Genomic DNA, 14,341 nt, shown 5'->3' on the forward strand with positions numbered 1-14,341 from the left:
CTCGCGTGGTTGTGCCCGAAGAGCTTGCCCACGCCCGCCTCGACGGACCGCTGCCCGAGCCGGTCCATCGCCTCGGCCGTGGCCAGGGTGTTCTCGTAGCTGCCGATACCGGGAGCCGGGAAGCCACCAGAACCGACGTACTGCTGACCGAGCGTCTCCACGTACTCAAGCGTCTGGTCGAAGTTCGCCTCACCCACGTTGTAGTGCGAGGACAGCACGTTCAGGCCGATGGAGTCGACCATCTCGCGGAACTGCTCGGCCGTGTAGCCATCGAAGTTCGAACCGTAGGGCTCGATGTTCTCCAGCCCGATCTCCGCCAGACGCGCCAGCACCGACGGCAGCCCCTCCTCGCCCACCCACGGGATGAGCGAGTACAGACCGATCGACACCTGGTCGGCCGGCACGAGCACCGGCGCGGCGTCGGTCGAGAAGGTGAAGGTCCACTCGGCAGTGGCGCCCTCGGCCAGGACGTACCCGTCCTGCGCGCGAGCCGTCACGGTCACGGTGCCGGTGCCCGGGTTGGGGCCGGCCGCCACGACCTCGTCGTCGACGACGTACTCCACGCCCTCGACCTCGGGCACGGTGAACGTGTCGTTCTCCGTGCCGTCCTCGTCGGCGAAGGTCACGGCCTCCGGCGTCACCTCGACCGCGCTGAGGTCCTTGACCTGGACGTCGCGGTAGTAGACCGTCTCGCCGCCGCCGTGGTTCTGGAAACCGATGAACCCGGAGCTGAGGTCACGAGCGGGGTCGGTGCTCGTGAAGTCGTTGACGAGGACGTCGTTGAGGTAGATCTTGATGTTGTCGCCCTGGACGCGGATGTCGTAGCTGTTCCACGACCCCACCGGGTTGAGGGCCTCGTCGCGGGCCTCGAGGTCGGCGCCCTGGAAGGTGTAGACCGCACCGGTCGTGCGGTCGACCTCGTCCGTCGCGTCGATCTGGATCTCGTAGCCCTGGTCGACGGCGACCCACGGGTCGTTGCCCGGGTCGGGGAACCCGACGAACACGCCGCCGTTGTCGTCCTTCACGAGCTTCCAGTCCAGCGTGAGGCTGTACTCCTCGAACTGCTGCTCGGTGTACCAGAGCAGGCCCATGCCGCCCTCGCCGCGCAGCGAGCAGTCGTCCTGACGCCCGAAGCCGCCCGGACCGGCCATCCGCCAGCCGTCGTTCAGGCTGGCGAGCGTGCCGTCGAACAGCGCGGTGTAGCCGTCCTCGGGCTCGGCGGGAGTGCAGATGTCCGGGTTCTCGCCGATGCTCAGGACGTCGAAGTTGACGTTGCCCTCGTCGCCCTCGTCGTACTGCAGGGTGATGGTGTTCGCACCGGCCTCGAGCTCAAGGTCCTTGGTGGCCCACTCCCACGTCTTCCAGTCGCCCGTGGTCGGCAGCGTCCACTGACCCAGGTCCTCACCGTTGACGTACAGGGAGACGTTCTTCGACCGCAGCTCCGGGTACGGGTGGATGCCGTTCGCGTAGCGCAGGTTGACCGGGTAGGTGCCCGCCTCGTCGACGGTCACCTCGAACTGACGGCCCGATCCCGCGGCCTGGATGTTGGCGGCGAACCCGATGCCCGAGTAGTTGCTGTGGTCCGCGGCGACGGTCGACCCGCCGAGCGTGAGCGCCTCCTCGGCCTCGTAGTAGCCGTCGTCCGGCGGCGGGACGTAGCCCGGCAGGGAGTTGAGCGTGTACCACGCCTCGGTGTTCCAGAGCTCCTGGCCGTCCTCGTCCGTGAACGGACGCGGCGAGCGCAGGTGCACGACGTAGCCGGGCGTGAGCCCGTCGATCGCGAGCGTGACCGTCGTGCGGTCCTCGGAGAGCTCGGCGTTCGACACGCTGAGCGCGTGCTCGTCGATCTTCGGGCCGCCGTACTGCTGCGTGGGCTGGTAGCGCCACTGCTCGACCTGGTACGCCTCGGCGATGGTCGCCGCCGTCTCCTCGGAGACCGGGTGCGTGTACTCGATCTCGAAGCCGCCCTCGACGACGCGGACCTCCTTCATGTCGAAGGTGTCCTCGTTCACGGGGGTGAGCTTCTGCAGTCCGTACCGGAGCTTTCCGGACTCGCCCCAGTTGCCGCCCTCACCGGTGCCACCGACGTAGATGGAGCCGTCGGGCCCGACGATCGTGCGGTTGATGCCGCTCTCGAAGCCGGCGGAGTGGCGGAAGACCGCGCCCTGGTACTCGCCGTCGACCTCCTCGAGGAACGCGCGCTGCAGACCGCCGTAGGTCACGTCACCGATGAGCATCTGCCCGGCGAACGGCCCCTCCTGGAGCAGCGCCGGCTGGCTCGGCGAGTTGCCGATCTCGTTCTGCGGAATCCACACCGCGGGCGGGCTCACCGGCTGGTCGTCGAACGGACCGTCCGGGTTGGTGTAGTGGTTGAAGAACTTGCCCTGCTCGATGTGCACGAGCTTGTTCGAGGGGAGCCATGCACCCTGGTTGTCCGTGGCGAACAGGTCGCCGTTCGGACCGAAGGCGATGCCGTTCGGGGTGCGCAGACCGCCGGCGACGTAGGTGACCTCACCGGTCTCGCGGTCGATCTTGATCGACGTGCCGCGGTTCTCGCCAGGTTGCGGGTCCGTCGTCGCGCCGCCGTTGTTGATGGCGACGGAGAGGTTCACGTAGAAGTAGTCCTCGTCGTGGACGAGGCCGAATGCGAACTCGTGGAAGTTGCCGCCGTCGGGCCAGTCCGCGATGGTCGTGCGGGCGTCGTAGAACCCGTCACCGTCGGGGTCGGTGAGCTGGGTGAGCTGGTGCCGCTCGGAGACGAAGATCGAGTCGTCGATGACCTCGATGCCCATGGGGTTGAGCAGCCCGTCGGCAACCTTCGTCACCGTGACGTCCTCGGGGCCGTCGGCCTCGAGGACCCCGTCGAGGAAGAAGACCTCACCCGACGTCGGGTCGGGCTCCCAGCCGCCGGCGCTGACCTCGCCCGTGGTGGAGACCGCGAGCTGCCCGTCGGGCGTGAGCGCGAGACCCGAGACCTTGGGCTCGAAGCCCTCGGGGCGCAGGTTGGTCAGGACGTAGTTCGGGTTGACCGAGTCGAGCCGCAGCCCGTCACCGGCGGTGTCGGTCGCGCCCTCGCAGTACTTCGTGCCGGGGGCCGTGACGCGCACGACGTCGGCCTCGGTGCTCAGCGCGGAGCTCGGCACGAGCTCGAAGTCGGAGGCGCCCGGCACCTGCCACTCGAGGTGGAGCTCCTGGCCGCCGCCGGCCTCGATGTGCTCGATGAACAGCGAGTGGTAGCCGGCCGTCAGCGTGACGCTGCCGTCCTTGGGCTCCGCGCCGTGGAGGCCGTCGTGGTCGATGACGAGCTCGTCGTCGATGTGGAGCTTGGAGCCGTCGTCACTCGTGAGGCGGAAGGTGTACTCGCCGTCGGCCGGGACCTCGAGGGTCGCGAGCACGTGCGTGAGGAAGTTGTCCTCCATGCCGAACTCGTCGGCCTCGGTCCAGCTGATCGTCGGCATGAGCTTGTCGACGTTCGGGGTGGTGCCCTCCTTGAGGGTGCAGATCTCGCTCGGCGCCTGGCCGAACGCGAAGGTGCGGAGGGTGACGCCGGGCTCCTCGCCGGCGGGCGGCGCGGCGGAGGCCGGCACGGCCAGGCCTGCCCCCATGACGGCACCGGCGGCGAGCGTCGCGACAGCGCGGCGCCTGAAGGCGGACCCCGGCGCGGGCCCTGCAGCGCGCAGGGCAGCGGATCTGAGCATCGTTACTCCTCATAGTCGTCCGTGGAGGCCCGCGACGCGACGTCCCTGCCGCACCGCGGGGCTCTTGGACGCTATCCCCGCTTTATGGCACGTGTCAACCAACTTTCAGCAACCGCGCAGCAGAAGCCGGTTGGGTGTCGGTCAGGCGCGGCGGAGCTCGACGGGGCTCATCTGGCCGATGCCGGCCATGTCGACCGCCGGGAGCGGGACGAGCTGGAACTCCGCCGCCGCGGACGAGGTCGACAGCCGCTCACTCGTGGCGGGGTCGGTGATGACGGAGTCCGGCTCGGCGACGTCAGCCAGCCGGGAGGCGAGGTTGACCACCGGCCCGAAGACGTCGCCCGACCGGGAGATGACCCGCCCCCAGACGACGGAGCCGCGCACCGGGAGCAGCCCCGGCCGGGCGCGGATCTCGCTCACGAGGGCGACCGCCACGCGCGCCGCCGTCGGGAGGTCGTCGGCGATGAAGAGGACGGCGTCGCCGATCGTCTTGACCACGCGCGCGCCGTGGGAGGTGATGACGTCCCGGGCCGTGAACTCGAAGCCCTGGACGAGCTCCGCCAGCTCGCGGGAGCCCAGGTGGGCGGAGCTGGAGGTGAAGGACACCATGTCGACGAAACCGAGCGCGCGGGGCAGCGGCAGGGAGTCGCTCGTCGTCTCCTCCACCGAGCGGCTCGCGACCTCGGCGTCCATCCGCATGGCGAGCGCGGCGAGCTGCCGGCGCCACGCGTAGACGAGCTGCCCCTCGAGCATGCCCGCGACGTCGGCGATGTTGTCGAGGACGACGACGCGCGCGCCGGTGTCGTCGAGCCGGTGCCGGCGTCCGGCGTCCTCGACGAGCGCCTCCACCTGCCACAGGGCGAGCCGGTCGGCGAGGTAGCTCTGCGCCCGGAGCAGGGAGACGGCGGTGGTGCGGTCGACGTGGACGCCGCCGACCAGGGCACCGATCGACCTCAGCGCCTCGGCGTCCCGCTCGGTGAAGGTGACGGCGTCGTCGGAGACGTTCTGGAAGCCCATGGCCCGCCAGAAGAGCCGCGCGGAGGAGAGGTCCACCCCCGCGCGCTCGGCGAGCTCGACCATGGTGAGCGTGGGCGCGCCGCCGACGAGCTCGGCCACCCTCTCCTCGACGGTGGACCGCCCCTGCGGCGCCTTCTCGGAGGGTCGCTTCGCCTGCGCGGTCGACTCCCCGAGGTCTGCGGCATCCGTCACAGTTCCAGGTTAACGTCCGACCCGCCCTCCACCGAGCCGGCGTCCGCCCGCACGTGCAGGACGTCCCCCGCGAGCACCCTGTGCAGCACCCCGGCGGCGTCGCGCACCACCAGGCAGCCGTCGCCGTCGAGAGACTCGGCGCGGCCGTGGAGCACCGCGCCACCGGGCTGCTCGACTCGCACGTCGCGGCCGAGGGTGAGGCAGACGGCGGTCACCTCGGCGAGCAGGCCGGCCGCGTGCGCGTCGCCGTCGTGCTCCTCCCAGCGGCGCACCAGACCGCCCAGCTCGTGGCCGACGGCGTGGAGCAGGGCAGCGGGCGCCGGCACCGGCAGGCCGGCGATCGCGAGCGAGGTCGCCGACGCGACCGGCAGCGTCACCGCGTCCTGGCTGAGGTTGACGCCGATCCCGACGACGGCGACCGGCCGGCCGTCGACCGACGGCGGGAGCAGCTCGGTGAGGATGCCGCCGAGCTTGCGGGCGGTGCCCCACCCCGCGAGCGCCGGCCCGCCGTCGTCGACGAGGACGTCGTTGGGCCACTTGAGTCCCACCTCGTGCGCCCGGTCCCCGCCGCCGGCACGCACCGCCCGGACCACGGCGAGGCCGGCGAGGAGGGTGAGCCAGGGCGCGCGCTCGAGCGGCACGCGCGGGCGCAGGAGGAGCGAGGCGGTGAGCGCGGCGCCCGGAGGGGTGTGCCAGCTGCGGCCGGTGCGCCCTCGCCCGGCCGTCTGGTGGTCGGCCACGAGCGCGGACAGGTGCGGCCAGGCGCCGGGGTCGGCGGCGACGGCCTCGCGCAGGGCGGTGCTCGTGGAGCCCACCTCCGCCAGGTGCAGCACGCGCGTGAAGGGCTGCTCGGTCACGCGCCCACCCAACCACAGCGCTCGGGCCCGGGCTTAGCATGGCCGGACCGCCTACCTCTGGAGCCGTTCCATGCCCGCGTCCCGCGCCCGGATCCTCGTGCCCGTGCTGCTGCTCCTCGTCGTCGTGGCGGTCGTGGCCGGGCTGCTCGTGGGCAACCGCACCGACGACACCGCGAGCGGCCCGGCGGCGACGACGGCGCCCCCGGCCACGGAGCCGCCGGCCACGGAGCCGGCGCCGGCTGCAGAGCCGACCGCACCGACGCAGGCGCAGGCGCCCGACCTCACGAGGAGGGTCGAGGGTGACCCCATGGCCGCGGGACCCGTGGACGCGCCGGTGGGCGTGGTCGTCTACTCCGACTACAGCTGCCCGTACTGCCAGAGCTGGGCGGTGGAGACCCAGCCGACGGTCCTCGAGTACGCCGAGGAGGGCACCGTGCGCCTGGAGTGGCGCGACGTCAGCATCCTCGGTGAGGACTCCACGCGCGCCGCCGTCGCCGCCGCTGCCGCTGCGGAGCAGGGCCGGTACCGCGAGTTCCACGAGCTCCTCTTCGCCGACATGGACGCGCGCTCCCCCGAGCAGCTCGCCGCCATGGCGGAGCAGCTGGGCCTGGACGTCGAGCAGTTCACCGCCGACCTCACCGACCCGGACGTCCTCGCGGGTGTGCAGCGCACCATGGACGAGGCCCAGAGCCTGGGCCTGCAGTCCACGCCGAGCTTCGTCGTCGCCGGGACACCCGTGGTGGGTGCCCAGCCGGCGGAGGTCTTCGTCGAGCTCATCGAGGCGGCCCTCGCCCCGTAGCCGGGCCCCCCTTTGTGGAGGCCCCACAACACCGCCTCGCCGAAACGCCGCGTCCAGGCAGCGAGGGTGGTGGCCCGCCACACGTACGCTCGCCGGGTGACCTCCCAACCCACAGACCTCACCGGCACCGCCGCCCGGCTCGCCGACCTCACCGCCCGGAACACCGAGCTCGCGCGCGCCGAGGCCGTCGCGCAGGACAAGCAGCACGGGCGCGGCAAGAAGAGCGCTCGCGAGCGCATCGAGGGGCTGCTCGACGAGGGCAGCTTCGTCGAGCTCGACGCCTTCGCCACCCACCGCTCGACGAACTTCGGGCTGGACAAGCGCAAGGTTGCCGGTGACGGCGTCGTCGTCGGCTACGGGACGGTCGACGGCCGCCAGGTGTGCATCTACTCCCAGGACTTCTCCGTCTTCGGCGGCAGCCTCGGTGAGGTCCACGGGCAGAAGATCACCAAGGTCATGGACCTCGCGCTGCGCACCGGGGTGCCGCTCATCGGGATCTCCGACGGCGGTGGGGCCCGGATCCAGGAGGGCGTGGCCGCGCTCACCCAGTTCGCCGAGATCTTTCGCCGCAACGTCGCGGCCTCGGGGGTCATCCCGCAGATCTCCCTCATTCTCGGGCCCAGCGCCGGCGGCGCCGTCTACTCCCCCGCGCTCACCGACTTCATCGTCATGGCCGACAAGACGTCCAACATGTTCATCACCGGACCCGACGTCATCAAGGCGGTCACCGGTGAGGAGGTCGGCTTCGAGGAGCTCGGCGGTGCGGCCACCCACAACGAGCGCTCCGGCGTCGCCCACTACCTCGCCGAGGACGAGGAGGACGCGCTCGACTTCGTCCGTGCCCTGCTGGCCTTCCTCCCTGCGAACAACCTCAGCGAGCCGCCCACCTGGCCCGCGGAGAACGAGCCGCTCGAGGTCACCGACGCCGACGTCGAGCTCGACACGCTCGTCCCGGACTCCGACAACCAGCCCTACGACATGCGCACCGTCGTCGAGCACGTCGTCGACGACGGCGAGCTGCTCGAGGTGCAGCAGCTCTACGCGCAGAACATCATCACGGCGTTCGGGCACGTCGAGGGCCGTCCCGTCGGGATCATCGCCAACCAGCCGCTGCAGATGGCCGGGACGCTCGACATCAACGCCGCGGAGAAGGCCGCACGCTTCGTGCGCACCTGCGACGCCTTCAACGTCCCCGTCCTCACCTTCGTCGACGTCCCCGGCTTCCTGCCGGGCACCGACCAGGAGTGGAACGGCATCATCCGCCGCGGCGCCAAGCTCATCTACGCCTACGCCGAGGCGACGGTCCCGCTCGTCACCGTCATCACCCGCAAGGCCTACGGCGGGGCGTACATCGTCATGGGCTCCAAGCAGCTCGGCGCGGACGTCAACCTCGCGTGGCCGACCGCGCAGATCGCCGTCATGGGCTCCGGCGGCGCCGTCAACATCCTCCAGCGCGGTGCGCTGAAGAAGGTGGCCGACGAGGGAGGGGACGTCGAGGCGGAGCGGGCGCGGCTCACCGCGGAGTACGAGGACGCGATCGTCAACCCGTGGGACGCGGCCGCACGCGGCTACGTCGACGCCGTCATCGCCCCGTCCGAGACGCGCGTCCAGGTGGTCCGGGCGCTCCGGGCGCTGGCCACCAAGCGCGCGACACTGCCGGCGAAGAAGCACGGGAACATCCCGCTGTGAGCAGCGCGACGGGCGAGTCCGGGGACCTCACCGCCGCGCAGCTGCGCGTCGTGCGGGGGGAGCCGGACGACGTCGAGCTCGCGGCCCTCGTCGCGGGGATCGTCGCGGCGCGGGTCGCGGCGGCCGACGACGACGCACCCTCCCGGCCCGCCCCCGCGCCCTGGTCCGACCACGGGCGCCGCCTGGGTCGCCCGCCGGTGGCGGGCCCCGGCGCCTGGCGCTGGTCGCTGCACCCCTGAGCGGGCGCACCGTCGCGCCCGCCGGTGCACGACGCTGACAGCGTAGCGCCGGTTGCGGCACTACTAGGACGGGCAGCCGCCAGGCCGGTCGAGAGGAAGACACCACCGACGATGGACCTCGAGATCAACACCGAGACCATGCGAGAGGCCGGCGCGTCCCTCCGCACGGTCGCCGTGGAGTTCGACGGCGCCAAGGACCACAGCCGGGAAGCCGCCGACGCCGTCGGCCACGACGGTCTCGCCGACCGGCTGCGGAGCTTCGCGGACAGCTGGGACGGGCGGCGCGAGGAGATCCTCGAGGACATCAACACGCTCTCCGAGCGGTGCACCGTGATCGCCGAGACGTTCGAGCAGCTCGACGGCGAGCTCGGGGCAGTCGCGGACGACATGCGCTCCCAGCTGGGCGCCGTGGCCGGCCCGTTCAACGACAGCCTCCGGGGAGTCTGAGTGCGTCCCGTCGACTGGTCACCGGTCTGGCCCACCGACCCCGTCCCCGGCGACCCGCCGCAGGTACTCTCCCGCGGTCAGGACTACAGCCGCGTCGCCGAGGCCATCGCCGTGGCCGTCACCGCGCTCCGCGCGATCGCCGACGTCGATTCGCGTAGCGAGGCGGTGGAGGCCCTGCGCTCCACCGCGACCGAGGTGGCGGACCGGGTCGCGGTGGCCGAGGACCGCTACCGCGAGGTGGGCGAGGCCCTGCGCGCGTACGCCCCGGTCCTGGACCAGGCACAGCAGGACTCCTACCTGGCGCTCCTCGACGGCCGGCAGGCGCACGATGACGAGGTGCGCCACCTCGAGAGGCTCTCGACCCTCGGTGACCAGGTCGTGCCCGAGGAGCAGCAGAGCGGGCACGCGGTGCTGGTGGAGGACACGGCGTCCCTGCTCGAGGACGCCCGCGGCCGTCTCGAGATGGCGCGGACCCGGATCCGTGACGCCGTCGAGGCCCGCGACCAGGCTGCCGCCGCCGCTGCGGCGCGCATCGAGGACGTCGTCGAGGGCGACGGCCTCTCCGACGGCTGGCGCGAGAACCTGCGCCAGCTCGGACGCGGCACGATGGCGGTCATCGAGGGCATCGCCACCTGGGGTGGCCTGGCCGCCCTGGCCCTCGGCTGGATCCCGGTGATCGGCCCGATCCTGTCCACGGTCGCGCTGCTCGCCGGTGCCGTGGTCCTCATCCGCGACATCGCGGACGTCGCGCGCGGGGAGGGGAGCTGGACGAACGTGGCCCTCGGGGCGCTCGGTCTCGCGACCCTGGGGGTGGGCCGGGTGGCGGCCTCCGCCTTCCGCACCGGCGTCACGGCACTGCCCGGTGTCGCCCGCGGCGCGGCCGGCCGGATGGCGGCGACCTCCAACGCCCACCGGGCGATGCACGGTGTCACGAGGGGCAGCGCGCAGCGCGCCGTGCGCTCCATGGTCGGGCCGCGGATCGCCGGCATGTCACGCGCACAGGGACGGTCGCTCGCAGCACCGCTCCGCGGTGGCCGGCGGGTGTGGAACGTCCGCAGGGACCTGGCGAGCGCGGGCCGCTCGATCCTCGACGACGCCCGGCAGGTCGTCGCGCCGCGGTGGTCGGACCTCACCAGGCGGCTGGACGACGTCAGCGACGCGGTCCGGGGCGGTCAGTGGCAGACGGTCGCGCCCCGGATGACCGGCCAGCACGACGACCTGCAGGCGCTGGCCGAGCTCCGTGGCATCGGCACGCGCAACGCGGGCCTGCCCCAGTTCGCGGACTTCACCACGCACCTGCGCGACACCCAGCTGGCCCAGGTCACCATGGGAGGCGCGTTCGGCGCCGACGTCGCCGTCCAGGGGTACGGCGTCTACCACGACGCGACGCACCCCGCCCCGGTGACGCCGTGAGGATCACGAGCTTCGCCATCGACCTGCCCGCCGACTGGTATGGGCGGGACTCCGCAGTCCCCGACGAGCTGCGCCCGGCGCTCGAGGAGGCATGGGAGCTCGACGGGCTGGCGCGGACCGACTCCCTCCTCACGGCCTTCTGGGTCACCTTCCCGGGCACGCTGCGCGGCCAGCTGCAGGTGTTCGACGCGGAGGTCGACGGCGTCAGCCCCCGCAAGCTGGTCCGGCTGACCCGCCGCTCACCGGTCGACGGTGTCCTCCTCGAGCGCGACGTGCGGGAGATCGCCGTCCCGGCGGGCCCGGCGGTGGTCGACGCACGGCTGGTCGGCGAGCCCGACGGGCTCGTCACCTTCACCCTCGACGTCACCGTCCTGCCGCCGAGGAGCGAGTCGGCTCTCGTCCTGTCGGTGAGCACGCCGGACCCGCACCTCGCCGACCCGCTCGCCGACCACGCCTGGGCCCTGGCGGCAGGGCTGACCATCGAGCAGGACGCGGGCTGATGCCGAGCGGGACACACAACGGACCCGGGCGTCCGACGATCCTCCACGGTGCCGCCCCGGTGGCAGCGTGGCGGCGCAGCGCGCTGCTCGCACCGGCACGCCGGCCCGTCCTGCACCGCGTGGCGATGGCGGCGGCTGCCGTCGCGTTCGTGCTCACCGTCATTGGCACCGAGACGGCGCGTCGGGGCGGCGACGTCGTCCCCGGCCTGCTCATCTCGACCGGCGCCGGGGCTGTCGGCCTCCTCGGTGCGCTCGCAGTCCTCGCCCTCGTCGCCGGAGAGCTGTTCGGCGGACCACATCCCCCCACCGACGCCCTCGTCGTCGTCGAGCCCGATCCGGATCGCGGGCGCGTCAGCGTCATGTTCCGCCGGCGGGCACGCCTGTGGACCGACGGACGCGTCCTCGGGTTCATCGGGGCGGAGCGGGAGGACCATCGCTGGCCCCTCCACGGGGCCGACGGACTGGCCGCCGTCGAGACCATGCCGCTGCCCGGCGGCACCGACCACCTGGTCCGCCTGCGCGGTGCTGACGGGCGGGTGCGTGGCCACCTGCTGTCGGCACAGTGGTGGCCGGCCGGTGTCGACGCGTCCGCCGGTGGGCCGCTCCATGAGCTCGCCGCATCCGCCGGCCTGCCCGTGCAGGGGGTGCCGTACCGCTCGTCCTCCTACCCGGCAGTGACGCTGGACCACCACCTCGGACCGCACTCGACGCCGGTCATGCTCTGGCAGTCCACGGCGATGCTCGACCTCGTCTCCGGCGTCTTCCTCGCCCTCGTCGCCTCCCTCAGGCTCGCCGACGCCTCCTGGGCGCCGCTGAGCCTCGGCCTCGGGGTCGTCACGACGCTGCTCTCCGCCCTGGCGATCGCCGCTGTGCACCGCCCCCACCGCCTGTCGGTCCGAGGACGGCATGGCGCCTGAGTCCACCCGGTCCGGTGCCGTGGGCGTCATCCTCCCCGAGGACTGGTTCGCCATCCCGCTGACGGACGACACCGCCCGCACCCGCGCGGTCGCGGCCCTGGTCGAGCGGCAGCTCGACGGCACCCACGCCGGACCGGCGCTGCGTCGCGACCTCCACGACCAGCTGAAGAGCCAGACCGCCGCGGCACGTCACGCCGGTGGCTGGCTCATGGCGATCTCCCTCATGCGCGTCCGCGGTGCGCCGGTCCCGGCCTCACTCGTGTGCGCACGGGAGGGTGGGGCGGGACTGCCGGGCCGCACCCTCGAGGAGATCTTCGACGACCTCAGCCGCGAGGGCGGCCCCACGGCCACGGTCGACGCGGCCCGCGGCCCTTGGAGCACCGTCGTACGACGGGTGGTCGAGCCCGCCGACGGCAGCTCCGACAGCACGCAGACACCACAGCTCACGGCCACCTACTACCTCGACCCGGGTGACGGCCACGGCGTCATCGTCCTCGCCTTCGCCAGCCCGGCGCTCGACCTGCGCGACGGCCTGCTGAAGCTCTTCGACACCGTCGCGATGGGGGTGCAGCGGCTGTCGGACGGAGGGTGAGGACGCGCGGTCAGTGCCGGCCGGGACGGCGGAAGATCGTCCAGTACATGAGGCCGATCATGACGCCGCCGCCGACGACGTTGCCGAGGGTGACGGGCAGCAGGTTCCCGACGACGACGGCGTCCCACGTCAGCGTGGCGCCCTCAACGGCGAGCTCCACGCCCGCGGTCCCCTGCAGGAGCAGCGCGAGCGGCAGGAGGAACATGTTGGCCACGGAGTGCTCGAAGCCGGCGGAGACGAACAGCGCGATGGGCAGCGTGAGGGCGAGGACCTTGTCGGTCGTCGTGCGTCCGGAGTAGGCGGCCCACACGGCCACGCACACCATGAGGTTGCACAGCACACCGAGGACGAAAGCCTCGCCGAAGGAGTGCCCGACCTTGCTGGCGGCGGTGTCGAGCACGACCCTGCCCCACGCGCCGTCGGCGGCGTGCCAGGTGCCCCCGGCGTACACGAGGACGACGACGGTCAGGGCGCCGAGGAGGTTGCCGGCGTAGACGACCGCCCAGTTGCGCAGCAGCTGGGCCCAGCTGATCCGTCCGCTCGCCCGCGCGGTGAGGGTGAGCGTGGAGGAGGTGAACAGCTCGGCGCCGGTGAGGACGACGAGCACGATGCCGGTGGAGAAGACGACACCGCCGAGCACCTTCGCCACGCCCCACGGCAGCGCCTGCGCGCCGACCTGGCTGGTGGTCCAGAAGACGAAGGCCAGGGCGATGTAGCCACCGGCGGTGATGCCGAGGAGGAAGGAGGTGAGCGGGCGGGCGGTGGCCTTGGCGCAGGCGGCGTCCTCCGCCGCACGCGCCAGCTGCGCGGCGGAGGGGATACCCGCGGACTCCGACACCGTGCCGGTCATGGCTCTCCCGTCCGAGCCGGACCGACCGGCCACCGTGTCATCGTCGCGCGGCGGGCGGGCACGCGAGCGGGCCCTTGGGCCCGGACCCGCTGGTCACCCAGCCCCTCACCCGGGCGCCCCTCCGTCTGGGGCGCCCCCGGTGACGGGCCCCGGCGCGTGGCGCCGGTTCTTGCACCCCTGACCCACCAGGCCGCGCTCACCCCGCCGCGCCCCTCCGCCGACAGCTGGACTGATGAGGGGCGGGGGGCGTCACGGTTCCGGGGTGGTGGCGCCCCGCCCGGACGACCAGACGTAGGCGCTCAGGGTGATGACGGTGCCGCCGACAGCGAGCACCCACCAGGGGAAGCGGGGCACGTGGGGAGGTTCCCCTGCGGTGTCGACGTCCTCGACCGGTGTGGGGATGATCCGTTCAGCGGTCACCAGGATCCGGTGGCTGTTGACACCGATGGGAGTGCAGGTGACAAGGGTGAGGAGGTCCTGTCCCGGCTGCGGCCGCAGCGCGTGGGTCTCGTCGGGCTCGACGACGGCGGTCGCGATGACCTCGTAGGTCAGCACCTCGCCGAAGGTCTCGATGGTGAAGCGGTCGGCGAGCTCCACCTCGTCCAGGTGGGTGAGGATCGTGGCCGCCGCAAGACCCCGGTGACCGGTGAGCACCGAGTGCGTACCGGGGCCGCCGACAGGCAGGGCAGTGCCCTGCAGGTGGCCGATGCCCTCCAGCAGGACCTGCTCGCTGGTGCCGTGGAAGACCGGCAGGTCGACGTCGATCGTCGGGATCCGCACGCGAGCCATGAGGCCGTTGTCGTCAGCGGCGAGGAGCGAGTCGTAGACGAAGGGCCGCTGGTGGTCGTCCGCTACCGGCAGCCGGGTGAAGGCGTTGACGACGGCACCCCCGGTGAGGGCCTCGTTGTAGCGGCGCGCGGCGGCCAGCGCGGCCTGGCGGCCCTCCACGCCGAGGTCCTGGACGTCCTGCGCGTAGCCCACGACCTGCTGCGACTGCTGGTACTGGGCGAACCAGCTGGACATCGTCGGGTACAGCAGGACGAGGACGCCGAGGAGGAAGACCAGGGCGATCGCCAGCGGAGTCCGCAGCAGCTGCCACCGCGGGCGGGCGTGACCGGCGGCCATCACGCC

At 72.5% G+C, this 14,341-nt stretch carries 13 protein-coding genes; 8 read left to right on the forward strand and 5 right to left on the reverse strand.

All coding sequences use genetic code 11. The features are described 5' to 3' along the window. The 3 genes from DSZ44_RS15935 to DSZ44_RS15945 all read right to left on the reverse strand — a co-directional run. Positions 1-3,698, reverse strand: a 3,698-nt coding sequence (locus DSZ44_RS15935) for a 3-keto-alpha-glucoside-1,2-lyase-like domain-containing protein (RefSeq protein WP_110853624.1), incomplete at its 3' end; no start/stop codon positions are given. Between the two features lie 141 nt (positions 3,699-3,839). Then, positions 3,840-4,907 carry an adenylate/guanylate cyclase domain-containing protein gene (locus tag DSZ44_RS15940; RefSeq protein ID WP_110853625.1) on the reverse strand — a complete coding sequence of 356 codons (1,068 nt, stop codon included), beginning with the start codon at positions 4,905-4,907 and terminating at the stop codon, positions 3,840-3,842. Then, entirely contained in the window at positions 4,904-5,764 is an 861-nt protein-coding gene (locus DSZ44_RS15945; RefSeq protein ID WP_181424688.1) for a biotin--[acetyl-CoA-carboxylase] ligase, read from the reverse strand. Before DSZ44_RS15945 ends, DSZ44_RS15940 begins: the two co-directional genes overlap by 4 nt. Positions 5,765-5,834: 70 nt before the next feature. On the opposite strand from DSZ44_RS15945, the gene DSZ44_RS15950 reads away from it, so the two are divergent. The 8 genes from DSZ44_RS15950 (at position 5,835) to DSZ44_RS15985 (ending at position 12,360) form a co-directional block, all read left to right on the forward strand. Further along, positions 5,835-6,563 (forward strand): DsbA family protein, encoded by a 729-nt coding sequence (locus DSZ44_RS15950; RefSeq protein ID WP_110853627.1) that lies wholly within the window; start codon positions 5,835-5,837, stop codon positions 6,561-6,563. 96 nt (positions 6,564-6,659) lie between these two features. After that, complete coding sequence (locus tag DSZ44_RS15955; protein WP_110853628.1) at positions 6,660-8,252, forward strand: acyl-CoA carboxylase subunit beta; 1,593 nt, start codon at positions 6,660-6,662, stop codon at positions 8,250-8,252. After that, a complete protein-coding gene (locus DSZ44_RS15960) occupies positions 8,249-8,491 on the forward strand; it encodes an acyl-CoA carboxylase subunit epsilon (protein WP_110853629.1) in 243 nt (80 codons plus the stop codon). The genes DSZ44_RS15955 and DSZ44_RS15960 overlap by 4 nt, the downstream gene beginning before the upstream one ends. A gap of 111 nt (positions 8,492-8,602) precedes the next feature. Beyond that, a complete protein-coding gene (locus DSZ44_RS15965) occupies positions 8,603-8,938 on the forward strand; it encodes a hypothetical protein (RefSeq protein WP_110853630.1) in 336 nt (111 codons plus the stop codon). Further along, the gene (locus DSZ44_RS15970; RefSeq protein ID WP_110853631.1) at positions 8,939-10,351 is read left to right on the forward strand and encodes a hypothetical protein; all 1,413 of its coding nucleotides are present in this window, start codon (positions 8,939-8,941) and stop codon (positions 10,349-10,351) included. After that, complete coding sequence (locus DSZ44_RS15975) at positions 10,348-10,851, forward strand: hypothetical protein (RefSeq protein WP_110853632.1); 504 nt, start codon at positions 10,348-10,350, stop codon at positions 10,849-10,851. Before DSZ44_RS15970 ends, DSZ44_RS15975 begins: the two co-directional genes overlap by 4 nt. Beyond that, positions 10,851-11,768 (forward strand): hypothetical protein, encoded by a 918-nt coding sequence (locus DSZ44_RS15980; RefSeq protein WP_110853633.1) that lies wholly within the window; start codon positions 10,851-10,853, stop codon positions 11,766-11,768. The genes DSZ44_RS15975 and DSZ44_RS15980 overlap by 1 nt, the downstream gene beginning before the upstream one ends. After that, a complete protein-coding gene (locus tag DSZ44_RS15985; RefSeq protein ID WP_110853634.1) occupies positions 11,758-12,360 on the forward strand; it encodes a hypothetical protein in 603 nt (200 codons plus the stop codon). Before DSZ44_RS15980 ends, DSZ44_RS15985 begins: the two co-directional genes overlap by 11 nt. A gap of 10 nt (positions 12,361-12,370) precedes the next feature. Here DSZ44_RS15985 and focA read toward each other — a convergent pair whose 3' ends face one another. Continuing rightward, complete coding sequence (focA, locus tag DSZ44_RS15990) at positions 12,371-13,210, reverse strand: formate transporter FocA (protein WP_110853635.1); 840 nt, start codon at positions 13,208-13,210, stop codon at positions 12,371-12,373. Between the two features lie 249 nt (positions 13,211-13,459). Then, positions 13,460-14,335, reverse strand: a complete 876-nt coding sequence (locus DSZ44_RS15995) for a class C sortase (protein ID WP_258369625.1) — start codon at positions 14,333-14,335, stop codon at positions 13,460-13,462. Between the last annotated feature and the right edge of the window lie 6 nt (positions 14,336-14,341).

Origin of the sequence: Georgenia satyanarayanai, assembly GCF_900116375.1 — a bacterium.
GTDB lineage: Bacteria > Actinomycetota > Actinomycetes > Actinomycetales > Actinomycetaceae > Oceanitalea > Oceanitalea nanhaiensis.